Origin of the sequence: Pseudomonas sp. NFXW11 (assembly GCF_049887815.1) — a bacterium.
Lineage (GTDB): Bacteria > Pseudomonadota > Gammaproteobacteria > Pseudomonadales > Pseudomonadaceae > Aquipseudomonas.
The window spans coordinates 1-24,087 of sequence record NZ_JAGEKI010000013.1 but is presented as its reverse complement, the minus strand read 5'-3'; the positions used below and the strand labels follow the sequence as shown (position 1 = coordinate 24,087).

21 protein-coding genes are annotated in these 24,087 nt (G+C 62.3%); 16 read left to right on the top strand and 5 right to left on the bottom strand.

The features are described 5' to 3' along the window. The first annotated feature begins 7 nt into the window (after positions 1-7). The 4 genes from gatB (at position 8) to J4P02_RS19740 (ending at position 3,406) form a co-directional block, all read left to right on the top strand. Positions 8-1,453 (top strand): Asp-tRNA(Asn)/Glu-tRNA(Gln) amidotransferase subunit GatB, encoded by a 1,446-nt coding sequence (gene gatB / locus J4P02_RS19755; RefSeq protein WP_426193315.1) that lies wholly within the window; start codon positions 8-10, stop codon positions 1,451-1,453. 102 nt (positions 1,454-1,555) lie between these two features. Further along, positions 1,556-1,915 (top strand): septal ring lytic transglycosylase RlpA family protein, encoded by a 360-nt coding sequence (locus tag J4P02_RS19750; protein WP_426193313.1) that lies wholly within the window; start codon positions 1,556-1,558, stop codon positions 1,913-1,915. A 49-nt stretch (positions 1,916-1,964) separates the two neighbouring features. Next, the gene (locus J4P02_RS19745; RefSeq protein WP_426193656.1) at positions 1,965-3,029 is read left to right on the top strand and encodes a calcium/sodium antiporter; all 1,065 of its coding nucleotides are present in this window, start codon (positions 1,965-1,967) and stop codon (positions 3,027-3,029) included. Then, positions 3,026-3,406 carry a carboxymuconolactone decarboxylase family protein gene (locus J4P02_RS19740; RefSeq protein WP_426193311.1) on the top strand — a complete coding sequence of 127 codons (381 nt, stop codon included), beginning with the start codon at positions 3,026-3,028 and terminating at the stop codon, positions 3,404-3,406. Before J4P02_RS19745 ends, J4P02_RS19740 begins: the two co-directional genes overlap by 4 nt. A gap of 3 nt (positions 3,407-3,409) precedes the next feature. Here the strand turns inward: J4P02_RS19740 and J4P02_RS19735 are convergent, their stop codons facing one another. Beyond that, positions 3,410-4,351, bottom strand: a complete 942-nt coding sequence (locus J4P02_RS19735; RefSeq protein ID WP_426193654.1) for an AEC family transporter — start codon at positions 4,349-4,351, stop codon at positions 3,410-3,412. 239 nt (positions 4,352-4,590) lie between these two features. On the opposite strand from J4P02_RS19735, the gene J4P02_RS19730 reads away from it, so the two are divergent. Next, complete coding sequence (locus tag J4P02_RS19730) at positions 4,591-6,225, top strand: phospholipase (protein ID WP_426193309.1); 1,635 nt, start codon at positions 4,591-4,593, stop codon at positions 6,223-6,225. Positions 6,226-6,237: 12 nt separating this feature from the next. After that, a complete protein-coding gene (locus J4P02_RS19725; protein ID WP_426193307.1) occupies positions 6,238-6,429 on the top strand; it encodes a hypothetical protein in 192 nt (63 codons plus the stop codon). A gap of 83 nt (positions 6,430-6,512) precedes the next feature. Here J4P02_RS19725 and J4P02_RS19720 read toward each other — a convergent pair whose 3' ends face one another. The 3 genes from J4P02_RS19720 to J4P02_RS19710 all read right to left on the bottom strand — a co-directional run bounded on the left by J4P02_RS19720 (position 6,513) and on the right by J4P02_RS19710 (position 10,153). After that, positions 6,513-8,240, bottom strand: coding sequence for an ABC transporter ATP-binding protein/permease (locus J4P02_RS19720; RefSeq protein ID WP_426193305.1), 1,728 nt, complete (start codon positions 8,238-8,240; stop codon positions 6,513-6,515). A 97-nt stretch (positions 8,241-8,337) separates the two neighbouring features. Continuing rightward, positions 8,338-8,898, bottom strand: coding sequence for a response regulator transcription factor (locus J4P02_RS19715; protein ID WP_426193303.1), 561 nt, complete (start codon positions 8,896-8,898; stop codon positions 8,338-8,340). Continuing rightward, complete coding sequence (locus J4P02_RS19710) at positions 8,891-10,153, bottom strand: ATP-binding protein (protein ID WP_426193301.1); 1,263 nt, start codon at positions 10,151-10,153, stop codon at positions 8,891-8,893. Before J4P02_RS19710 ends, J4P02_RS19715 begins: the two co-directional genes overlap by 8 nt. 230 nt (positions 10,154-10,383) lie before the next feature. On the opposite strand from J4P02_RS19710, the gene J4P02_RS19705 reads away from it, so the two are divergent. The 10 genes from J4P02_RS19705 to J4P02_RS19660 all read left to right on the top strand — a co-directional run bounded on the left by J4P02_RS19705 (position 10,384) and on the right by J4P02_RS19660 (position 23,376). Then, positions 10,384-11,100, top strand: coding sequence for an SIMPL domain-containing protein (locus J4P02_RS19705; protein WP_426193299.1), 717 nt, complete (start codon positions 10,384-10,386; stop codon positions 11,098-11,100). A gap of 223 nt (positions 11,101-11,323) precedes the next feature. After that, positions 11,324-11,887, top strand: coding sequence for a helix-turn-helix domain-containing protein (locus J4P02_RS19700; protein ID WP_426193297.1), 564 nt, complete (start codon positions 11,324-11,326; stop codon positions 11,885-11,887). Positions 11,888-12,652: 765 nt separating this feature from the next. Continuing rightward, complete coding sequence (locus J4P02_RS19695) at positions 12,653-14,278, top strand: ABC transporter substrate-binding protein (RefSeq protein WP_426193295.1); 1,626 nt, start codon at positions 12,653-12,655, stop codon at positions 14,276-14,278. Between the two features lie 307 nt (positions 14,279-14,585). After that, positions 14,586-16,187, top strand: a complete 1,602-nt coding sequence (locus J4P02_RS19690; protein ID WP_426193293.1) for an ABC transporter substrate-binding protein — start codon at positions 14,586-14,588, stop codon at positions 16,185-16,187. Between the two features lie 165 nt (positions 16,188-16,352). Next, on the top strand, positions 16,353-17,750 hold the full coding sequence (locus tag J4P02_RS19685; RefSeq protein ID WP_426193291.1) for an OprD family porin: 1,398 nt from the start codon (positions 16,353-16,355) through the stop codon (positions 17,748-17,750). A gap of 78 nt (positions 17,751-17,828) precedes the next feature. Then, a complete protein-coding gene (locus tag J4P02_RS19680) occupies positions 17,829-19,424 on the top strand; it encodes an ABC transporter substrate-binding protein (RefSeq protein WP_426193289.1) in 1,596 nt (531 codons plus the stop codon). Positions 19,425-19,495: 71 nt separating this feature from the next. Then, entirely contained in the window at positions 19,496-20,506 is a 1,011-nt protein-coding gene (locus J4P02_RS19675) for an ABC transporter permease subunit (RefSeq protein WP_426193287.1), read from the top strand. 11 nt (positions 20,507-20,517) lie between these two features. Next, positions 20,518-21,429 (top strand): ABC transporter permease subunit, encoded by a 912-nt coding sequence (locus J4P02_RS19670; protein ID WP_426193285.1) that lies wholly within the window; start codon positions 20,518-20,520, stop codon positions 21,427-21,429. A gap of 10 nt (positions 21,430-21,439) precedes the next feature. Next, positions 21,440-22,408 carry an ABC transporter ATP-binding protein gene (locus J4P02_RS19665; protein ID WP_426193283.1) on the top strand — a complete coding sequence of 323 codons (969 nt, stop codon included), beginning with the start codon at positions 21,440-21,442 and terminating at the stop codon, positions 22,406-22,408. Beyond that, positions 22,408-23,376, top strand: a complete 969-nt coding sequence (locus J4P02_RS19660) for a peptide ABC transporter ATP-binding protein (RefSeq protein ID WP_426193281.1) — start codon at positions 22,408-22,410, stop codon at positions 23,374-23,376. The genes J4P02_RS19665 and J4P02_RS19660 overlap by 1 nt, the downstream gene beginning before the upstream one ends. 109 nt (positions 23,377-23,485) lie before the next feature. On the opposite strand, the gene J4P02_RS19655 is transcribed toward J4P02_RS19660, so the two are convergent. Beyond that, the gene (locus J4P02_RS19655) at positions 23,486-23,725 is read right to left on the bottom strand and encodes a hypothetical protein (protein WP_426193279.1); all 240 of its coding nucleotides are present in this window, start codon (positions 23,723-23,725) and stop codon (positions 23,486-23,488) included. Positions 23,726-24,087 lie beyond the last annotated feature (362 nt).

The window sequence follows — 24,087 nt, the reverse complement described above, 5'->3', positions numbered from 1 at the left end:
GACGCACATGCAATGGGAAGTCGTGATCGGGCTGGAGATTCATACTCAGCTCACCACTCAATCGAAAATTTTCTCCGGTAGCTCCACCGCCTTCGGTGCCGAGCCCAACACCCAGGCCAGCCTGATCGACCTGGGCATGCCCGGGGTACTGCCGGTGCTGAACCAGGAAGCGGTGCGCATGGCGGTGATGTTCGGCCTGGCGGTAGACGCCGAGATCGGCCAGCACAACGTGTTCGCACGCAAGAACTACTTCTACCCGGACCTGCCCAAGGGCTACCAGATCAGCCAGATGGAACTGCCGATCGTCGGCAAGGGCCACCTGGACATCCCCCTGGAAGACGGCACCATGAAACGCGTCGGGATCACCCGCGCGCACCTGGAAGAAGACGCCGGCAAGAGCCTGCACGAAGAATTCAACGGCGCCACCGGCATCGACCTGAACCGTGCCGGCACGCCGCTGCTGGAAATCGTTTCCGAGCCGGACATGCGCAATGCCAAGGAAGCCGTGGCCTATGTGAAGGCGATCCACGCGCTGGTGCGCTACCTGGGCATCTGCGACGGCAACATGGCCGAAGGCTCGCTGCGCTGCGACTGCAACGTCTCGGTCCGGCCCAAGGGCCAGGTCGAGTTCGGCACCCGCTGCGAGATCAAGAACGTCAACTCGTTCCGCTTTATCGAGAAAGCCATCAACACCGAGATCCAGCGCCAGATCGAGCTGATCGAAGACGGCGGCAAGGTGATCCAGCAGACTCGCCTGTACGACCCGAACAAGGACCAAACCCGTCCGATGCGCAGCAAGGAAGAAGCCAACGACTACCGTTACTTCCCCGATCCGGACCTGCTGCCCGTGGTGATCGAGGACTCCTTCCTCGACCAGGTACGCACCACCCTGCCAGAGCTGCCACCGCAGAAGCGCGAGCGCTTCCAGCAGCAGTTCGGCCTGTCGGTATACGACGCCAGCGTGCTGGCCACCAGCCGCGAGCAGGCAGACTACTTCGAGCAGGTCGCGGGCATTGCCGGTGACGCCAAGCTGGCCGCCAACTGGGTCATGGTGGAACTGGGCAGCCTGCTGAACAAGCAGGGCCTGGAAATCGACGCCTCTCCGGTGTCGGCTGAACAGCTGGGCGGCATGCTGCTGCGGATCAAGGACAACACCATCTCCGGCAAGATCGCCAAGACCGTGTTCGAAGCCATGGCCAATGGCGAAGGCAGCGCCGACGAGATCATCGACAAGCGCGGCCTGAAGCAGGTCACCGACACCGGCGCGATCTCCGCGGTGCTGGATGAAATGCTCGCGGCCAACGCCGAGCAGGTCGAGCAGTACCGCGCCGCCGATGAGGCCAAGCGCGGCAAGATGTTCGGCTTCTTCGTCGGCCAGGCGATGAAGGCGTCCAAGGGCAAGGCCAACCCGCAGCAAGTCAACGAGCTGCTGAAAAGCAAGCTCGAAGGCTGATCGACAATGAAGCCTTGGCTTGCCAGTCGGAACCACGGGGCCCCAAGCCCCTTTTCGCTGGCAAGCCAGCTCCTGCAAATAGCCGTTCCCCGTCCCTGGGTCGTGACTGGCGCCCTGCTGGCGCTGCTCACGGGCTGCGCCAGCAGCCATATCATCGATCCACGGGGTTATGACCAAACCGGCACCGCCTCCTATTACGGTTCCCGCCATCACGGCAAGCGTACGGCCAGTGGCGAAGCCTTCGACCAGCACGCCCTTACCGCTGCCCACCGTGAACTGCCATTCGGCACCCGAGTGCAAGTCACCAACCTGGGCAATGCCAAGAGTGTGGTGGTGCGCATCAACGACCGTGGCCCGCACACCCGTGGCCGCCTGATCGATCTTTCCCGTGGTGCCGCGCAACAGTTGGACATGCTGCGCAGCGGTACCGCGAAAGTCCGTATCCAAGCCCTCAGCGACTGAAGTCGGAGCCCAAGCCATTACCGCCTTTGCCGAATTGCCCCTGCTCAGCCTGGTCCAGCTTTTCAGCGGCCTGCTGATGCTGATCGCCGGCGCCGAATTGCTGGTACGCGCCGCCGTGCGCCTGGCGGCCCGCCTGCATGTACGCCCGCTGATCATCGGCCTGAGCATCGTCGCCGTCGGCAGCAGCGCACCGCAGATGGCCATCAGCTTGCAAGCGACCCTGGCCGACAACACCGATATCGCCGTGGGCAGCGTGATCGGCAGCAGCATCTTCAATATCCTGGTGACCCTCGGCTTCTCGGCGCTGATCATTCCGCTGCGGGTCTCGCGCCAGCTGGTGCGCCTGGACATCCCCTTGATGATCGGTGCCTGCGCACTGGTCTTTGCCCTCGCCTACAACGAACACCTGACCCCGATCGACGGCCTGATCCTGCTTTCAGCCCTGGTGCTGTACCTGGCCCTGCTGCTGCGTCAGTCGCGGCGCGCAGCACGCCCGCAGCTCCGTGCGCCGGCCGGCCAGCGCAACACGGCACCGCGGTTCAGCAGCATGCTCCTGGTGCTTATCGGCCTGGGCCTGCTGGTCGCCGCCGGGCACCTGCTGCTGGGCGCCGCGGTCAGTGTGGCCGACGACCTGGGGCTTTCGGAACGGGTGATGGGGCTGACGGTGATCGCCGTCTGCAGCTCGCTGCCGCAACTGGCCACCTCACTGCTGGCGGCCCTGCGTGGTCAGCGGGATATCGCCGTGGGCAACATCATCGGTAGCAACCTGTTCAACCTGCTGGGGGTGCTGGGGTTCACCGCCCTGGTAGCGCCGAACCCGCTCTCGGTCTCGCCCAACGCCCTGGATTTCGACCTGCCGGTGCTGCTCGGCGTGGCCCTGCTGTGCCTGCCAGTGTTCTATTCGGGCTACCGCGTGACCCGTGCCGAAGGCCTGCTGTTTCTCGGCCTGTACCTGGCCTATGGGCTGCACCTACTGTCCTTCACCACCGGCATGCCGCTGGCCGGCAAGCTGGAACGGATGATGCTGTTTTACTTCCTGCCGGCGCTGGTGGCGTTTCTGCTGTTCAGTTCGCTACGGGCCTGGCGCCGCCAACACAAGAGAGACACGCCATGAGCGAGAACAAGAAAAGCGGTTTAGAAATGCGTCGTCAAGTGATGGGCGATGCCTTCGTCGATCGCGCCCTGGGCAATGCCAGCGAGTTCAGCCAACCCTTGCAGGAATTCGTCAACGAGCACGCCTGGGGTGGGGTGTGGAACCGCGAAGGGCTGCCGCTGAAGACCCGCAGCCTGATCACCCTGGCTGCCCTGACCGCGCTGAAATGCCCGCAGGAGCTCAAGGGCCATGTGCGCGGCGCCTTGAACAATGGCTGCAGTGTCGAGGAAATCCGTGAAGCGCTGCTGCATTGCGCGGTGTATGCCGGGGTGCCGGCGGCCATCGATGCGTTTCGTGCGGCCCAGGAAGTGATAGACGCCTATCAGCAACCGCAGTAAGCCCTAGATCCAGCCGCCCCACTGCAACAGGAAGATCCCGATATTGGTGGTCACGGCCGCCATGACCGTGGTGATGACGATGATCGCCGCCGCCAGTTCGTGATTGCCATTGGCCGCCCGGGCCATGACAAAACTGGCCGCCGCGGTGGGGCTGCCGAAGTACAGGAACAGTATCCCCAGCTCCGGCCCCCGAAAGCCCCACAGCCAGGCGCCGAACGTGGCCAGCGTCGGCAGCCCGACCATCTTCAGCAGGCTCGAACTCATGGCCATCCGCCCGCTGTTGCGCAGGGCCGCCAGGGACAGGGTGCCGCCAATGCAGATCAGTGCCAGGGGCAGGGTCATCTGCGCCAGATAGCGCCCCGACGTCTCCAGCCAACCGGGAATACCGATCTGCCAGTAGGCAAAGGGCGCGGCCACCAACACGCTGACGATCAGCGGATTGCGGATCACGCTCTTGAAGATGCTCCACGGATCGGACTTGATCACCGGGCTGTACACCGCCAGCACTATGGTCGACAGGGTGTTGTAGAAAAGAATCACCAGGGCCGCGAGCAACGCCCCCAGGGAAATGCCGTAGTCGCCATACATGCTGGCCGCCAGGGCCAGGCCGATGATCGCGTTATTGCCGCGAAACGCGCCCTGGGTATAGATGCCGCGATCCTCCCGCGGGCAGCGCCAGATGGCCCAGCCCCAGGCCAGGGCAAAGCACAGCAGGGTGGCCACGGCGAAATAGATCAGCACCGCAGGCTTCAACGACGCATGCAGGTCGGCATGGATGATGCCGAGAAACAGCAGCGCCGGCATGGTCACGTTGAACGCCAGGGCCGACGCTGTATGGATGAAGTTGTCGTTGATCCAGCCCACCCGCTTGAGCAGCAGACCGAGCAAGAGCATGGCGAACACCGGGGCGGTGATTGTCAGCGTTTCGAGAAAGATCGCCAGCATCTGCAGGTAAGCCTTGTGGCTGTCGTGAGGCCGCTGATGATAATCCAATCCCCTTCCGAGCGCTCAAGACCGGAACCTTCAGCGTCTCGCCCGGCCCCCAGCAGTTGAACCCTGAAAATAAACATCAACAGCCAGACGATTCGCATCTTGACGCGGATCGGTTTTCCTTTATGCTCGATTTAACTGTATATCCATACAGTTAAATCTGAAACACCCCATGACATATCAAGGAGCTAGAAATGTCAGGACTCACTGCACAGACGCAGCCACAACAGGCCGGCAAGATCATTGCCGACCTGGACCTTTTGTTCACCGAACAAGGCATCGCCATTGCCGGCGATGGCGACACCCTGGTACTGGTCGCCGACGGCCACCACACCATCAAGTACCACCGCCCGGAACACCTTCCGCACACCCCGAACCCAACCACCAGGGGCAAGCCCCAACTGCGCTTCGAAGGCGGTGAACACACCGCCATCGGCGACAGCACCCTGCTGCGCTTCGTCAAGGACGCCCCGGCCATTCCCGCCTGGCAGGTGCAACTGCACCTGCCCAACGGCCTGGCCCTGACCTATGGCCAGGTGGTAGCCCTGGGCGGTGATTTCTACGGTATTCCGGAACAGCCGATCTGTGACGGCGCCACACCCGCCGATCGGGTCCAACGCTTCAGCAACGCCTTCAACTCCCTGGCGACACTGCCGGCAGCCAAGGACGAGGCTCGGCAGATCCTCACGGTGATGCAGAAGGAAATCCTCGCCGCCAACCAAGCGATCCGCGACGGCAAACAGCCCCACGAAGCCTATGACGCCCTGGGCGATAGCCTGTCCGAAGAATGGAACCGCATCACTGGCGGCGGCAGCGCGGTGTCGGCGCTGTTCCCCCTGGGCCGTTACCTGAAACTGGCGGCCAACAACGCCGACCACTTTGGCGAATGGGCCCTGGCCGCCTACACCGCCGGCCATACCGCCGCCTTGCAGCAAGCAGTGATCGCCGGCAAGAGCGCCGACGACAAGCAACTGGAACTGGCCTATGCGATGAACGCCTTCGCCGACCACTTCCTCACCGACCTGTTTTCCGCCGGCCATCTACGGGTACCGCGCAAGCAGGTGGCGGCGGTGGTCACACCCAGCGACCTGGGTTCGTTGATCACCCGCTTCATGCACGACGAAGACAGCAAGTTCGGCCTCGAGGTCAGCAACGCCCAGGGCGATCGCTGGCATGCCTACGGTGACAAGCGCTATTTCGACAGTGTCGACCACCGCAATCGTCAGCAGGTGAAGCTGGCAGTGCAGCGTTCGGCCGACGAAGTCTTCGCCAGCTACCTCAGCGGCAGCCTGCCGGCGCCGGCCAGTTACGCGGCGCTCAAGGTAGTGCCGGACCTCAACGCAGCCAAGAGCGGCAATTTCTCACCGCTGTTCGTCAGCCGTGGCGACCAGGTGCTGCGCCGCAGCGATGTGAACAACCTCAACGACAGCAAGACCATCGACAACTGGTGGGGCTGGAGCACCTACCTGTTGCTGAAGAACTACAGCCCGAACCAGCCGACCGGTTTCCTGGAAACCCCCAGCGCGGTTCCCGGCATCCTCGCCGATGGCTGGCAGAGCCATACCCCCAGCGAGCCCAACTGGCTGCCGGGCCAGGCGGTGCGTTACGCCATCAGTGAAACCAATGGCTTGCAAGAATCCTATATCGGGCCCTGGTCGGCCTATGTGGAACTGGGCGACAGCTTCCAGCCAACCCTGAGCATCCCGGCGGGCACCCGCAACGCCAGCGCCACCGGTCGCAATGTGTTCCGCCAGTTCCGCGGCGGCTCACCGGAGCTGATCGGTTCCATCGACAAGAACGCCACGCGCTTTATCGACCGTAACGCCTGACAAGGACTTCACATGGCTATCAACCTGAAACTGCAACTGGCCTCTGGCCAATCCCTCAAGGACGCGCCGCTGGAGCTGCTGCTCGATGGTGCGCCGATCGCCCGGGCCGCTGTCGATGCCCAGGGCAATGTGAGCTTCAACGCCAAGCCGGGCCGTGGCCAACTGGCGGTCAGGGTGGACCGCAGCATCCTGCACAAGGCCTGAGCCTTAGGTGAGCCATCACCCGCCGCGCCGACGCCGCCTCACGGCCACGGCACGGCGGGTGCTTTGGCCTGGGGCGCAATGCCTCAGGCCGTCACCTGCTGATTCACCAGGTGCCCCTGCTCGATTCGCACGTGCCGCACATGGAAACGCTTGAGGCTGCTGCGATGGCCAACGCTGACAATGCTCACCCCCGGCAACTGATCGATCAGCGCCTGATACAGGCTCGCTTCATCTTCCTCATCCATGGCCGAGGTGGCCTCGTCCATATACAGCCAGCGCGGCACATACAACAGTGCCCGGGCAAAGGCCAAGCGCTGCTGTTCACCCGGCGACAACATGCGCTGCCAGTGATTGGCTTCATCCAGGCGCGGTATCAGATGCGTCAGGCGGCAGGTTTCCAGTACCTGTGCATAACGCTCCTGGGGGTAGCTGTCCCCCGCTTGTGGATAACTCAAGGCCTCACGCAGGCTGCCAATGGGCAGGTAAGGTTTTTGCGGCAGGAACAGCGAGCGCTGGCCGGGCAACAGGATACTGCCGTGTCCCGACGGCCAAAGCCGGCCCATGGCCCGCAGCAGGGTGCTCTTGCCGCTGCCGGAGCGGCCGCTGAGCATCAAGCGCTCGCCAGCATTCACCGTCAGCTCGGCACCGGCCAGCAGGTGGCGGCCGTCAGCCAGGTCCAACCCCAAATCACGCACTTGCAACTGTTCGCCCTGGCGTTGCACATCGATGGCCGGCGGACGCTCCTCGTTGTCGTCCATGGCCTGGCGGAAACTCAGCAAACGGTCACAGGTGGCGCGCCAGGCGGCGAGGTCCGAATAGGCGCTGATAAACCAGCTGAAGTTCTCCTGGACGTTGCCGAACGCCGAGTTGATCTGCATCAGCTCACCCAGTTCGATCTTGCCGGCGAAATAGCGCGGCGCCGCAACGATAAACGGAAAGATGATCGCGATCTGGCCATAGCCGGCGGTGAAGAAGGTCAGGCGCTTGGACACCTTCATGATCTCCCAGAAGTTGTGCCAGACCTTGCCGAAACGGTTGCTCAGGCGCTGATTCTCGTTTTTCTCGCCTTCGTACAGGGCAATGCTCTCGGCGTTCTCGCGAACCCGCACCATGGAGAAACGCAGGTCGGCCTCGAAACGTTGCTGCTGGTTGTTAAGGCCGATCAGCCGACGGCCGATCATATGGGTCAGCCAGCTGCCCACCAGGGCATACACCAGCGCACACCAGAACATGTAGCCGGGAATGGTGTAGCCCAGCACCTCGATGCTGCCGGAAACGCCCCAGAGAATGATGGAAAAGGACACCAGGCTGACGATGTTGCGGATCAACCCCAAACCCAGGGACAGGGTGTTGCTGGTGAAACTGTTGAGGTCTTCGGAAATCCGCTGGTCCGGGTTGTCGGTGTAGCCACCCTGCTCCAGCTGGTAGTAGTTCTTGTGGCCCAACCAGCGGGCAAAGTGCTTCTCCGTCAGCCAGGCGCGCCAGCGGATGGTCAGCATCTGGGTCAGGTACAGGCGGTACACCGCGCCGAGGATCGCCACGGCGGCAATCCCGCAGAAATACAGGATCAAGTGCCAGAACGCCGCCTCGTCCTTCTTCTGCAAGGCGTTGTAGAAATCCTTGTACCAGGTGTTGATCCACACCGAGATGGCCACGCTGAACAGCGACAGGCCGATCACCGCAATCAGCAACAGCCAGGCCTTGCCCTTTTCCTCGCTCCGCCAGTAAGGCGTGATCATGGCCCAGACCCGACGAAAGAATTGCCCGCGCACAGCATCGTTGACCGCAGAGTATTCAGCGTTCTGATTCATAGTTGAGGCTCGGCTGGGAGGAAGAAGGCATTGAGCCGATCATAGTAGATCGGCTCACCTTTTCACGATGTCCGGCAGAGATTGGTTCAGTCGCGGTTCAGCGACGTACCGGACGTTTCTGCAGTTTGCGCTGCAAGGTACGGCGATGCATGCCCAGGGCCCGGGCAGTGGCGGAGATATTGCCTTCGTGCTCGGTCAGCACGCGCTGGATGTGCTCCCATTGCAGGCGGTCCACCGACATCGGGTTTTCCGGCACCAGGGTATCCAGGTCGGCATGCTCGGAGAGCAGCGCGGCCAGTACATCGTCGGCGTCCGCCGGCTTGCACAGGTAGTTGCAAGCGCCGCGCTTGATCGCCTCCACCGCGGTGGCGATGCTCGAATAGCCGGTGAGGATCAGTACCCGCATTTCCGGATCCAGCTCCAGCAGCTTGGGCAGCAGCACCAGCCCGGAGTCGCCGTCCATCTTCAGGTCCAGGGCGGCGTAGTCCGGCAGGTCCTGCTGGGCGATGCTCAGGCCCTCTTCCGCGGAACCTGCGGTGGTCACGCGAAAGCCCCGGCGGCTCATGGCACGGGCCATCACCCGGGTAAAAGTGGCATCGTCATCCACCAGCAACAGATGCGGCAATTCCTCGCCTTCGACTTGGATCTCTTCACTCATGGTCGTCTCCTCGGGCGGCACGGGGCAGGCGCAGCTCGGTGAGCGTTCCGCCTTCCTCATGACTGTAGAGTTTCACTGAGCCACCGGCGCGGGTCACGCTGGCCTTGCTCAAGAACAGGCCCAGGCCGAAGCCTTTGCCCTTGGTGGTAAAAAAGGGTTTGCCGATCTGCTCGGCGATGGCCAAGGGTACTCCGGCACCGTGGTCACGAATACTGATAGTGAGGTTTTCCGCGTCCCAGTCCAGGCGCACTTCCAGGCCCTCGGGGCAGGCGTCGGCGGCATTGTTCAGCAGGTTGAGCAGGGCCTGGGTCAGGTCCGGCGGCGGCGCCAGGCGTGGCAGCGGCCCCTGGCCCAGCAGATGGAAGCGGTAGCTGGCTTCGGGGCGCATCAAGTGCCAGCGGTTCAGGGCTTCATCCAGCCACTGGGTGACATCCTGCATCTCCACCGCCAGGCGGCGGTTGGCCTCGGCGGCGCGCACCAATTGCTGCAGGCTTTCCTTGCACAGCTTGACCTGGTCCTGGAGCACGCTGAGGTCGTCCTGCAGCAGCGGATCGGGATGGTCCTGGCGCATTTCCTTGAGCAGCACGCTCATGGTCGCCAGGGGCGTACCCAGTTCATGGGCGGCGCCGGCAGCCTGGGTCGCCACGGCCAGCAGTTGCTGGTCGCGCAGGCCTTCCTCGCGGCGAATCGCCCGCAGTTCTTCCTGGCGGCGCAGCTCCTCGGCCATGCGCGCGGCGAAGAAGGTGATCACCGCCGCGGCCAGGGCAAAACTCAGCCACATGCCATAGACCTGCAGGTTCTCCCGGGCGATGGGCAGAGTCTGCAAGGGATAGAACCAGGCCAGCAGCAAGGTGTAGAGGCTCAGGGCAATGCCCGAAAGCGCCACCGAGTAACGCCAGGGCAGGGTCACCGCAGCGATGGTCAGGGGCACCAGGTAATAGGACACGAACGGATTGGTGGAACCGCCGGAGAAGTACAGCAGCACGCTGTGGATAAACAGGTCGCAAGCCAGCTGCAGGGCGTATTCCAGCTCGGTCACCGGCCAGGACGTGCGCAGCCGGATGGCCGTGAACGCGCACAACACCCCGGAGAACATCAGGGTCACGCCCAGTTGCAACCAGGGCAGCGGCAGCAGCTCCAGCCAATAGGCGAGCCCCACCGAGCCGGCCTGGGCGGCCAGTACCAGGGTGCGGATAAAGGTCAGGCGCCAGAGGTTCTGACGGGTTGCGGACAGCAATTTTACGGGGGCGAGCATGAGCTCTCCTGATGAGCGCTCCAGGGCAATCGGCGGGAGTATAACCAAGGCGCCCCCGGCACAGGCAAACTGCGGCAAAGCGTCACAGAAAAGCAGTGGCAAGCTGCGAGCTTTGAGCTACAAGCGTATTTGCTTGCAGCTCGCAGCTTGAAACTTGCCACTGCCTCGCCTGTCTGAACCTTTCATTCAGGCTCTGGCCTTGCCCTGCGTACCGCCCCCAAGGAGTTTTTATGCAACATTTGAGTCGCAGCCTCGCTTATCTGGCCCTCGGCGCCGGCACCCTCTCCAGCCTGCCCGCCCTGGCCGCCGATGAACTGCACTACAACCAGGTGTCCCTGCGCGCCGAGGCCAGCCAGGAAGTGGCCCGGGACCTGATGATAGTGACCCTCTACAGCGAGGCGCAGGACAGCGACCCGGCCAAGCTGGCCGCGCAAATCACCACCACCATGAACAAGGCCCTGGGCCAGGCGCGCCAGGTCAAGGACGTGACCCTGCGCCAGGGCAGCCGCAACAGCTACCCGATCTACGACAGCAAGGGCCAGAAGATCACCGGCTGGCGCGAGCGCGCCGAGCTGCGCCTTGAAAGCGCCGACTTCGCCGCCCTGTCCAAGCTTACCGGCGAGCTGCTGGGCGACCTGAAAATGGGCGGCATGGACTTCGCCATCGCCGAGCCCACCCGCAAGGCCAGCGAAGACGCCTTGCTCAAGGACGCGATCAAGGCCTTCCAGGCCCGCGCCCAACTGGCAACCGAAGCCTTGGGCGGCAAGGGCTACAAGATCGTCAGCCTGAACTTCAACAGCAACGGTTATCCACAACCCTACATGCGCGCGCCGATGATGATGAAAGCCGGCAGCATGGACTCGGCGCCGGTGACTCCGGAAGTCGAGGCCGGCACCAGCCAGGTCAGCATGACCGCCGACGGCGCCATCGAAGTACTGATGCAATAAAGGTTCTTGCGGCATGCCGTAACGGCGTCAACCTGTGGGCACAAGCTCGGGTTGGCGCCGTTTTCATTGGCCGTCCTCGCAGCGTCTGCCGGGGCAGCCCGGCCTTGGGCTGGATGAAACTACGCGGCTCGCGGCTGCTAAAGTCAGCGCATCCGGCTGTGCATCGCTCAGACTTTTCTGGCCTGCGCCGGATATACTGCGCCTTTCTATAAGAGTCTATCCAATGACCGCAGACCGCATCGGCGAACGCCTGCGTCGCTATCGCCGCGCCGCCAAGAAAACCCTGCGTCAGATCGCCAGTGAATCCGGCCTGACCGCCAGTTTCCTGTCCCAGGCGGAACGCAACCTCACCGGCGTATCGATCTCGTCCCTGGTCAACATCGCCAAATCCCTCAACGTTCCACTCAATGCCCTGTTCGACCAGCCGACCCAGGCCCAGCCCGACTCTCACGACGGCGAGCGGGTGCGCTACACCATCGAAGGCCAGCCACTGGCCTACGAGCGCCTGTCCAGTTCCTTCCCCGGCAACCTGATCAATGCAGTGAAGATGAATATCTCGGTGGGTTACCAGTCGGAACTGATTTCCCATGACGGCTCGGAATTCTCCTACGTTCTAACGGGGCAGATCGTCTACACCATCGAGGGCCGCCAATACCCCCTCGGCCCCGGCGACTCGGTGCACTTCGACGCCACCAAGACCCACTGCCTGGCCAATGTCGGCGACGGCCCGGCGGAAGTCCTGACCATCACCACCATGGGCCTGTTCGACGATCGTCCAGCCTCCTGAGCCCCAAGCACATCCCCCCGCAGAGCTCCACAGACACAGCTATTCACAGGATAAATGTTAGTCATGCTTAATTTTCGTTGACCACAATTTCAGCATGACTTAATTTCCGCATCTGCGAGTCGTCAATCAAGAACACAACAGGTACTCGCTGTCGCCGCATAGGGTCCTTGGGGTTCATCCATTCCCCATCGAAAAGGCGAGTTACCACAGCCCAAAAGGCCAATCCTCAGATGCACCCTAAAAAAAGAAAAAAGAGGTTTGCATGTGTAAGACCCTTTCGCGCAAGGCTTGGCAGTTAGCCGGCCTGCGTTCCGGCTCCGCGTTTTCGGACTCCGTCAGTCAGCTTGTCGGCCGGGCACTGCCCGCGACGATCAGGTACGCCAACCAGGCCGAGGTACATCACCAGGCCGGTTCTCGCGTTGCCACTTTTTCCAGCCCATTCGCCCACCCTCCGCTCGAGGGCGGCACGACCCGGCGGCGCAACCCGCTGCCGGCTGGCGCTCGTCCACGCCTTGCACCGATGCAGGGCGCGACTGGCCCTGAACGCCCACTAAGAAGGCGAACCACGCACCATAAAGAACCGGCGCAAACGATCAAATGCGTCAAGATTTATACAAATGCGTCATTCCTGTACGTCCGTGCCACTCTTTGATACTTGTGGCGACCCCGCACCTTGCATTGGGTATGGGGCCTGCATAAGTATCGGCGGGTCGACTCACGAGGTCGCCCTCAACACCAAAAATGACAACAAATCATGAGGCCACCATGTTCAAACAAGCAGTCATTCCGTTCTTAGTCAGCGCCGGCTTGCTCGCCAGCGCCCCGTTCGCCCAGGCAGCGACTAACCTGGTGTTCTGCTCCGAAGGGAGCCCAGCCGGTTTCGACCCAGGCCAGTACACCACCGGAACCGACTTCGACGCCTCAGCCGAAACCCTCTACAACCGCCTGAGCCAGTTCGAACGTGGCGGCACCAAAGTGATCCCGGGCCTGGCCACCAGCTGGGACATCGCCGATGACGGCCTGAGCTATACCTTCCATCTGCGCGAAGGGGTCAAGTTCCACACCACGCCGTACTTCACACCAACCCGCACTTTCAACGCCGACGACGTGCTGTTCACCTTCAACCGCATGATCGACAAGAACATGCCGTTCCGTAAGGCCTACAACTCCGAATTCCCGTATTTCACCGACATGGGGATGGACACCAACATCACCAAGATCGAAAAAATCGACGACAAGACCGTCAAGTTCACCCTGAAGACCGTCGACGCCGCGTTCATCCAGAACCTGGCCATGAGCTTCGCTTCGATCCAGTCCGCCGAGTACGCCGACAAACTGCTCAAGGAAGGCAAGCCTTCCGACATCAACCAGAAGCCGATCGGCACCGGCCCGTTCGTGTTCAAGAGCTACCAGAAAGACTCGAACATCCGCTACACCGGCAACAAGGACTACTGGAAGCCTGAAGACGTGAAGATCGACAACCTGATCTTCGCCATCACCACCGACCCGTCGGTGCGCATGCAGAAGCTGAAGAAGAACGAATGCCAGGTCACCCTGTTCCCGCGCCCTGCCGATCTCAAGGCGCTCAAGGAGGACAAGGACCTGAAGATGCCTGAACAGGCGGGCTTCAACCTGGGCTACGTGGCCTACAACGTGATGCCGGTTCTCAAGGGCCGCACCGACGCCAACCCGCTGGCCGACCTCAAGGTTCGCCAGGCTCTGGACATGGCGGTGAACAAACCGCAGATCATCGAATCGGTCTATCAGGGTGCCGGCCAGCTGGCGGTCAACGCCATGCCGCCCACCCAGTGGTCCTACGACACCAGCATCAAGGACACCCAGTACGATCCGGAGAAAGCCAAGCAGCTGCTCAAGGAAGCCGGTATCAAGGAAGGCACCCAGATCACCCTGTGGGCCATGCCAGTACAGCGTCCCTACAACCCCAACGCCAAGCTGATGGCAGAAATGCTGCAATCCGACTGGGCGAAGATCGGCCTCAAGGTGAATATCGTCAGCTACGAGTGGGGTGAGTACATCAAGCGCTCCAAGGGCGGCGAGAACCAGGCAATGATCATCGGCTGGAGCGGCGACAATGGTGACCCCGACAACTGGCTGGGCACCCTGTTCGGCTGCGACGCAATGAACGGCAACAACTTCTCGAAGTGGTGCGACAAGCCTTACGACGCACTGATCAAGCAAGCCAAGGCAACGTCCGATGTGGCCAAGCGCACCGAGCTGTACAAGCAGGCGCAGCACATCATCAAAGACCAAGTCCCGATGACACCTATCGCACACTCGACGGTGTTCCAACCCATGCGCAGCAACGTGCAGGACTTCAAGATCAGCCCGTTTGGCTTGAACTCCTTCTACGGTGTAAGCGTCAGCAAGTAAGGCACTGCAACGGCGACGTCCCGGCGTCGCCGTTGTGAATGCGCCCCCCTGAACGAATCCGTACCTCTGCATCGAGAGACATCCGTCAACGCGCATGATCTCTCGATTTTAGAGCCGATTCCTACAGGGCTTTCAGGCACAGCTCATATACGGCCCTGTCCTCGACCCCTAACGTCGTTGCAAGGCAAAACTGCGTCTGTCGGTGGGCACTTGCTGCAAGCCATGGCTTGGCATCAATGACCTGTACAGGCTCCAGGAAGGAGTCATGGTCCATTGATCATCACAATAGAAATGGAGATGGACCGTCATGCGTCATTCCCCGATTTTCTCGGCTCTTCTGGGCACCGGCCTACTGGCCATCAGTTGCTTGAGCAGCGCCGCCGACCGCAGCCTGGTGTTCTGCTCCGAAGGCAGCCCGGCAGGTTTCGACACCGCGCAGTACACCACCGCCACCGACAACGATGCCGCCGAGCCGCTGTACAACCGCTTGGTGGAATTCGAGCGCGGGGCAACCAGCGTGGGGCCCGGCCTGGCCAAGAGCTGGGACATTTCCGAAGACGGCCTCACATACAGCTTCCATCTGCGACCCGGTGTGAAGTTCCACAGCACCCCGTACTTCAAGCCCAGCCGTGACCTGAACGCCGATGACGTGCTGTTCACCTTCAACCGCATGCTCGACGCCGAGCACCCGTTTCGCAAGGCCTACCCCACGGAGTTCCCCTACTTCACCGGCATGAGCCTGAACAAGAACATCGCCAAGGTCGAGAAAACCGACCCGCTGACCGTGGTCATCACCCTCAACAGCGTGGACGCAGCGTTCCTGCAGAACATCGCCATGAGCTTCGCCGCGATCCTCTCCGCCGAATACGCCGAGCAACTGCTCAAGGCCGGCACCCCGAGCCAGATCAACCAGAAGCCCATCGGTACTGGCCCCTTCGTCTTCCAGCGCTACCAGAAAGATTCGCAGATCCGCTACGCCGCCAACCCCCATTACTGGGACCCTAGCCGGGTCAAGCTCGACCGGTTGATCTTCGCCATCAACACCGACGCCTCGGTGCGGGTGCAAAAACTGCGCGCCGGCGAGTGCCAGGTGACCCTGCATCCGCGCCCCGCCGATATCGATGCGCTCAAGAGCGATCCTAAGTTGCAGGTGATCGTGAAGCCCGGTTTCAACCTCGGCTACATCGCCTACAACGTGCGGCACAAACCGTTCGACCGCCTCGAAGTTCGCCAGGCCCTGGACATGGCGGTGAACAAGCCGGCCATTCTCAACGCCGTGTACCAGGGCGCCGGCCAACTGGCGGTCAACGCCATGCCGCCTACCCAGTGGTCCTACGACGAGAGCATCAAGGACGCCGCCTTCAACCCGGAAAAAGCCCGCGAGCTGCTCAAGGCCGCCGGGGTCAAGGAAGGTACGGAAATCACCCTCTGGGCCATGCCCGTGCAACGCCCCTACAACCCCAACGCCAAGCTGATGGCCGAGATGCTGCAGTCCGACTGGGCGAAAATCGGCCTCAAGGTGAAGATCGTCAGCTACGAATGGGGCGAGTACATCAAGCGCACCAAGAACGGTGAGCACGACATCAGCCTGATCGGCTGGACCGGCGACAACGGCGACCCGGACAACTGGCTGGGCACCCTGTACAGCTGCGATGCCATCGGCGGCAACAACTATTCCATGTGGTGCGACCCGCAATACGACCGACTGATCAAGCAGGCCAAGGTGGTCACCGACCGCCAGCAGCGCACCGAGCTGTACCGGCAGGCCCAGCAATTGCTCAAGCAGCAGGTACCCATTACCCCAGTGGCCCACTCGACAATCAACCAACCGTTGAGTGCCAGGGTCGAGGACTTCAAGGTCAGTCCCTTCGGCCGCAACTCCTTCTCAGGTGTCAGCCTGACCCCATAACCGTTGAGCCAAAACCCTGGGGGCGATCTTCGCCCTCATGCAGGCGCTTTGCCTGAAATCGGCGATCAAGCCGCATGCAAACGTTTGCGATGCCATGAATGAGTTCCAAAAACCAGCCGGCCCAAAAAAACCGGCATTTAAAAAGAAAGCAAAGGAGCTTCACCCATGAAACTGAGCAGCAGCGCATTGTTAGCCTTGGCTATCAGTAGCATCACCGCCACGGCTTATGCGGAGAACGTCAGCCAGGACTTCGTCCCGACTGAACTGAGCAAGAGCGCCCAGGCCGACGCCAAGGGGTTCATCGAAGGCCAGAGCCTGTCGGGGACTACCCGCAACTGGTACGCCAACGAGCTGAAACGTCGTGATGACCGTTTTTCCTACAATCACAACGGTGTTTCAACCTCGACCCCACGCCGTATCAACTGGGTCCAGGGCACCATCCTCAACTACAGCTCGGGCTTCACCGAAGGCACCGTGGGTGTCAGCACCGAGGTTGCGGCCTACAACGCCATTGCCCTGGACCGTGACCGCAAGGACATCGCCGGCAAGAACAACCGCACCCTGACCCACTCCGACGGCGATGCCGTGGGCCAGTGGAGCAAGCTGGGCCTGGCCAACGTCAAGTTCCGCGTGTCCAACACCACCCTGACCGCCGGCCGCCAGAACTTCAGCACGCCGATCGTCGACGTGATCGGCAACCGTGCGCTGCCTTCGAGTTTCGAAGGGGTGAGCCTGCACAGCGAAGAATTCAGCAACCTGTCATTCGACCTGGCCGGTTTCGACCGCGTGTCTCCACGAACCGAACAGAGCCTGTCGAAATTCCGTAGCGAATACTCCGCAACGGGCGTGGAAACCGACAAGGTCTACACCGCCGGCCTTAATTACCAGCCGTTCAAGAGTCTGAAAACCAGCCTCTACGGCGCCAAGGTCAAAGACTTCTGGAACCAGTACTACTTCGGCGCCACCCATGAACTGGGCGACAGCCAGGTGCTGAGCCTGACCACCGGCCTGAACTACTACAAGACTGCCGATGAAGGCAAAAAGCTGATGGGCAAGATCGACAACGATACCTACTCGTTGTCGCTGGGTCTGACTCACCAGGCCCACAGCCTGACCTTCTCGTACCAGGAAGTCAGTGGTAACGAATACTTCGACTACCTGCACGAAACCAACGGCATCTACCTGGCCAACTCCCTGCTCTCGGACTTCAACGGCCCGAACGAGAAATCCTTCCAGATCGCCTATGGCCTGAACATGGCCGAATACGGCGTACCTGGCCTCAAGTTCAACATCTACCAGGCCCGTGGCTGGGGCATCGACGGTACTCACTACCGTGGCGTTGCCTACACCGATCCAGGCGCCAAACGTGGCGACCTGAGCCTGATGGATGGCGAAAGCCACTACGAGTACGGCATTGGTGCGTCCTACGCGGTGCAGAGCGGCCCACTCAAGGCCACGGCAATTCGCGCGACCTACACCACCCACCGCGCCAGCGAACACCAGGCCGACGGCAACATCAACGAGTTCCGCCTGGTCACCACCATCCCGTTCAACATTCTCTAACCCAACAGCCGAATGGCGGATTCATGACGAATCCGCCATTCCAGCTAATCTGGTTCAACCGATTGCAGAGGGCTCTTGATGAAAATGCTTCCCCTGAGAGCGGCCATTGGCGCCGCATTGCTGAGCGTCGCCATAGGCGCGGCAGCCAAACCCTTGGTGGTCTGTACCGAAGCCAGCCCGGAAGGCTTCGATATGGTCCAGTACACGACTGCAGTCACGGCCGACGCGGTGGCGGAAACCATCTTCAACCGCCTGGTGGACTTCAAGCCCGGCACCACGGACATCGAGCCGGCACTGGCCGAGACCTGGGACATCAGCCCCGACGGCCTGCAATACACTTTCCACCTGCGTAAAGGCGTCAAGTTCCACAGCACCGACTACTTCACCCCAACCCGCGAGATGAACGCCGACGACGTGCTCTGGAGCTTCCAGCGCCAGCTGGACCCGAAGCACCCCTGGCATGACAAATCCAGCGTCGGCTTCCCCTATTTCGAAAGCATGGGTTTCAAGGAACTGCTGAAAAGCGTCGAGAAGACCGACGATCACACCGTGGTCTTCACCCTGACCCGTCCTGAAGCACCCTTCCTGGCCGACGTGGCCATGGCCTTCTCCTCGATCTTCCCGGCGGAATACGCCGACAAGCTGCTCAAGGAAGGCAAGACCGGCGAACTCAACAGCAAGCCCATTGGCACCGGCCCCTTCATCTTCACCCGCTTCGCCAAGGACGCCCAGGTGCGTTTCAAGGCCAACCCCGACTATTTCCGCGGCAAGCCGCCGGCCGAGACGCTGGTGCTGGCGATCACCACCGACAACAACGTGCGCCTGCAGAAGCTCAAGGCCAACGAGTGCCAGATCGCCCTCTATCCCAAGCCCGATGACATTCCCAGCATCAAGGCCGACGCCAACCTCAGGGTCGACGAACTGGCGGCCATGACCACCGGCTACATCGCCATGAATACCACCCGCAAGTACATGAGCGACGTGCGCGTGCGCAAGGCCATCGACATCGCCTTCGACAAGGAAGCCTACGTCAACAGCCTGTACGGCAAAGGCAATGCCCTGGTGGGCACCGGCCCCTACCCGCCAACCCTGCTGGGCTTCAACGCCAGCCTGAAGAACCCGCCACGGGACCTGGACAAGGCCCGCGCCCTGCTCAAGGAAGCCGGCGTGCCGGAAGGCACCGTGATCACCCTGTTCACCCGTAACGGCGGCGGCCCGACCAACCCCAACCCGCTGCTGGGCGCGCAGATGATGCAAGCCGACCTGGCCAAGATCGGCCTCAAGCTGGATATCCGCGTGATGGAGTGGGGTGAGATGCTCAAGCGCGCGAAAAACGGCGAGCACGACATGGTCTCGGCCGGCTGGGCCGGGGACAATGGCGACCCGGACAACTTCCTGACCCCGAACCTGAGTTGTGACGCGGCGAAAAACGGCGAAAACTACGCTCGCTGGTGCAACCAGGAGTTCCAGACCCTGATCGACCAGGCCCGTGCCGACGCTGAACCCGGCAAACGCGCCGAACTCTATGAAAAGGCCCTGCTGATTTTCGCCCAGGACCAACCGTGGATCCCCATGGCCTATCCGAAAATGTTCACTGCCATGCGCAAGAACGTCGAGGGCTTTCACCAGAGTCCATTGACCACCAACAACTTCGCTACCACCCAAGTGAAGTAATAAGAAACGCCCGCCGCCCTTGATCCAGGGCGGCGGCAACGCCTAACCGGCTGATTGAGGTACTTCAGAAGATGTTTAGTTTTATTGCCCGCCGTGTGGGGTTGCTGATCCCCACATTCTTCGGCATCACCTTGCTGACCTTCGCCTTGATACGCATGATTCCCGGCGACCCCGTGGAAGTCATGATGGGCGAGCGTCGGGTCGACCCCGAGATGCATGCCCAGGCAATGGAACGCCTTGGATTGAACAAACCGCTGTACGCCCAGTACCTGGACTACATCGGCAAACTGGCCCACGGTGACCTGGGCGAATCCCTGCGTACCCGCACCAGCGTCTGGAGCGAATTCAGCTCGCTGTTTCCCGCAACCCTGGAATTGGCCATGGCCGCCCTGCTGTTCGCCGGGGTGATCGGCCTCCTGGCCGGGGTGATCGCGGCCTTGCGCCGAGGCTCACTGTTCGACCACGGGGTGATGGGCATCTCCCTGGCCGGTTATTCGATGCCGATCTTCTGGTGGGGCCTGATCCTCATCATGTTCTTCTCGGTGAGCCTGGGCTGGACTCCGGTTTCCGGGCGTATCGACCTGCTCTACGACATCGAGCCCAAGACCGGCTTCATGCTGGTGGACACCCTGTTGGCCGGCGACACCAGCGCCTTCTTCGACGCCCTGCAGCACCTGATCCTGCCGGCCATCGTGCTGGGCACCATTCCGCTGGCGGTAATCGCGCGGATGACCCGCTCCTCGATGCTCGAAGTGCTGCGTGAAGACTACATCCGCACCGCCAAGGCCAAGGGCCTTTCGCCGAACCGCGTGGTGTTCGTGCACGGCCTGCGCAACGCACTGATTCCGGTACTGACCGTGGTCGGCCTGCAAGTCGGCACCCTGCTGGCCGGCGCCGTGCTCACTGAAACCATCTTCTCCTGGCCGGGCATCGGCAAGTGGCTGATCGAAGCCATTGGCGCCCGGGATTACCCCGTGGTGCAGAACGGCATCCTGCTGATCGCCTGCCTGGTGATCATGGTCAACTTCGTGGTGGACATCCTCTACGGCTTTGCCAACCCACGCATCCGTCATCAGCGCTGAGATCAAGACTAATGAGCACTCCAACTTCCTCAGTAGCAGTCGATCAAAGCCTGCTCTACCCGTCCGTCTACAAAGAATTCTGGCAGCACTTCTCCCGCAACAAGGGGGCGGTGGCCGGCCTGATGTTCATGCTGGTCGTAGTGTTCTGCGCACTGTTCGCGCCTTGGGTGGCCCCCCATGACCCCAGCGAGCAATACCGCGACTTCCTGCTGACCCCGCCGGCCTGGCTCGAAGGCGGGCAGATGCAGTTCCTGCTGGGCACCGACGAACTGGGTCGCGACCTGTTGTCGCGGCTGATCCAGGGCTCGCGCCTGTCGCTGCTGATCGGCCTGTCGTCGGTGGTGATGTCGCTGATCCCGGGCATCCTCCTCGGCCTGTTCGCCGGTTTCTTCCCGCGTTTGCTGGGCCCGAGCATCATGCGCCTGATGGACATCATGCTGGCCCTGCCGTCGCTGCTGCTGGCCGTGGCCATCGTCGCCATCCTCGGCCCAGGCCTGATCAACACCGTGATCGCCATTGCCGTGGTCTCGCTGCCGTCCTATGTGCGCCTGACCCGCGCCGCGGTGATGGGCGAGGTCAACCGCGACTACGTGACCGCCGCGCGCCTGGCCGGTGCCAGCCTGCCACGCCTGATGTTCATCACCGTGCTGCCCAACTGCATGGCGCCGCTGATCGTCCAGGCCACCCTGAGCTTCTCCTCGGCCATCCTCGACGCCGCCGCCCTGGGCTTCCTCGGCCTCGGCGTGCAACCGCCAACCCCCGAGTGGGGCACCATGCTGGCCTCGGCCCGCGACTACATCGAACGCGCCTGGTGGGTAGTGAGCCTGCCTGGCCTGACCATTTTGCTCAGCGTGCTGGCAATCAACCTGATGGGCGACGGCCTGCGCGATGCGCTGGACCCGAAACTCAAGAACGCCGCCTGAGGAGATTCCCATGTCACTGCTAGAAATCAAGAATCTCAACGTCCGTTTCGGCGACGCCAAGGCAGTCCCCGTGGTCGACGGCCTCGACCTCAAGGTCGACAAGGGCGAAGTCCTGGCGATTGTCGGCGAGTCCGGCTCCGGCAAGTCGGTGACCATGATGGCCCTGATGGGCCTGATCGAGCACCCCGGCATCGTCACCGCCGACGCCCTCACCTTCGACGGCAAGGACATGCTCAAGCTCAGCGCCCGCCAGCGCCGGCAGATTGTCGGCAAGGACCTGGCCATGGTCTTCCAGGACCCCATGACCGCGCTCAACCCGAGCTACACCGTGGGTTTCCAGATCGAGGAAGTGCTGCGCCTGCACCTGAAGATGTCCGGCAAGGCCGCGCGCAAGCGGGCCATCGAGCTGCTGGAAAAAGTCGAGATCCCCGGCGCTGCCAGCCGCATGGACGCCTACCCGCATCAACTGTCCGGCGGCATGAGCCAGCGGGTGGCGATCGCCATGGCGATTGCCGGCGAACCCAAGCTGCTGATCGCCGACGAACCCACCACCGCCCTGGACGTGACCATCCAGGCGCAGATCATGGACCTGCTGCTGAGCCTGCAGAAAGAACGCAACATGGGCCTGGTGCTGATCACCCACGACCTGGCCGTGGTTGCCGAGACCGCCCAGCGAGTGTGCGTGATGTACGCCGGGCAAGCGGTGGAAGTGGGCAAGGTGCCGGAGCTGTTCAACATCCCCGCCCACCCCTATAGCGAAGCGCTGCTGGCGGCGATTCCCGAGCACAGCCTGGGGGCTTCGCGGCTCTCGACCCTGCCGGGCATCGTCCCCGGCCGTTACGACCGGCCGGTGGGCTGCCTGCTGTCGCCACGCTGCCCTTACGCCCAGGACAACTGCCGCCAGCAACGCCCCAGCCTCGATCCGCAAGCCGCCAGCCTGGTGCGCTGCTTCTACCCGCTCAACCAGGAGGTGGCGTAATGGCCGTCGTTCTTACCGCCCGCGACCTCACCCGGCACTACGAAGTGTCCCGCGGCCTGTTCAAGGGCCATGCCTTGGTGCGCGCCCTCAACGGCGTGTCCTTTGAACTGGAAGCCGGCAAGACCCTGGCCGTGGTGGGCGAGTCCGGTTGTGGCAAATCCACCCTGGCCCGGGCCCTGACCCTGATCGAGGAACCCTCTTCGGGCTCGCTGAAAATCGCCGGCCAGGAAGTCGCCGGCGCCGACAAGGCCCAGCGCAAGCAACTGCGCAAAGACGTGCAGATGGTGTTCCAGAGCCCCTATGCCTCGCTCAACCCACGGCAGAAGATCGGCGACCAGCTGGCCGAGCCGCTGCTGATCAACACCAAGCTGTCCGCCGCCGAGCGTCGCGAGAAAGTCCAGGCGATGATGAAGCAGGTGGGCCTGCGCCCCGAGCATTACCAGCGCTACCCGCACATGTTCTCCGGTGGCCAGCGCCAGCGCATCGCCCTGGCCCGGGCAATGATGCTGCAACCCAAGGTGCTGGTGGCGGACGAGCCGACCTCGGCCCTGGACGTGTCGATCCAGGCCCAGGTGCTGAACCTGTTCATGGACCTGCAGCAGGAGTTCAACACAGCCTACGTGTTCATCTCCCACAACCTGGCGGTGGTGCGCCATGTCGCCGACCAGGTGCTGGTGATGTACCTCGGCCGCCCGGTGGAAATGGGCCCCAAGGAAGACATCTACAACCGTCCCCTGCACCCCTACACCCAGGCCCTGCTGTCGGCGACCCCGGCCATTCACCCCGATCCGAACAAGCCCAAGATCAAGATCGCCGGCGAACTGCCCAACCCGCTGAACCCGCCGTCCGGCTGCGCCTTCCACAAGCGCTGCCCGTACGCCACCGAGCGTTGCAGCACTGAAGAGCCGGCCTTGCGTCAGCTCGACAGCCGCCAGGTAGCCTGCCACTTCGCCGAGCAGTTCCTGTAACGGTCCATGAAAAAGGCGCTCCCGGAACCTGCCGGGAACGCCTGTACGGTGTTCCACCTGCCCCTGGCAACGGATTGCGCATCAGTCCGTTGTCGGGGCTTTTTTTTGCTCAACCCTGATCGGCGCCATCGTCCTCGGTAGTCTGGTCGTCGTCGCCCGAGCTGCCGCCCTGGCCTTCATCCCCCGGCTCGGATTCGGATTTGGCAAGCATCTGCACGGGCGCACTGTGGGTCGATGAAAAACCCGGCTCCTTCACCTCCAGCAGATTGTGGGCCCAGGCCGCCGAGGTTCCGAGCGACAGCATCACCAGCACTTTGAGCAACAGCAGCACGCGTTGAAAAATGTTCATAGCCGATTCCATCCCTACAAAGGTGAGTCATCGAAGGCCGCGGCCCCGCGTCGAAGCAGGCACGGCACTGTCTGAAAACTAGTCGCGATAGCCACGAGTTGCCAGATAGCAGGCTATCGATCACCCCAACACCCCGCCCCTTCCGACTAACGGCGCCCTGCCTATGTGGCGAGGGAGCTCGCTCCCGTTGGGCGGCAGCGCCGACCTGAAGGCCCGTGCGACGCCACGAAAGGCGCAGTGTCTAGTCCTGAAATAGGTTTACACCTATACAGGTAGGCCAGTAGGCCTCAAAACGCCCGATGCACCGCATCGGGCGTTTTGTTTTTCAGGGCCATGTGAGGCCGCTCCGTGTTGTAGATTTG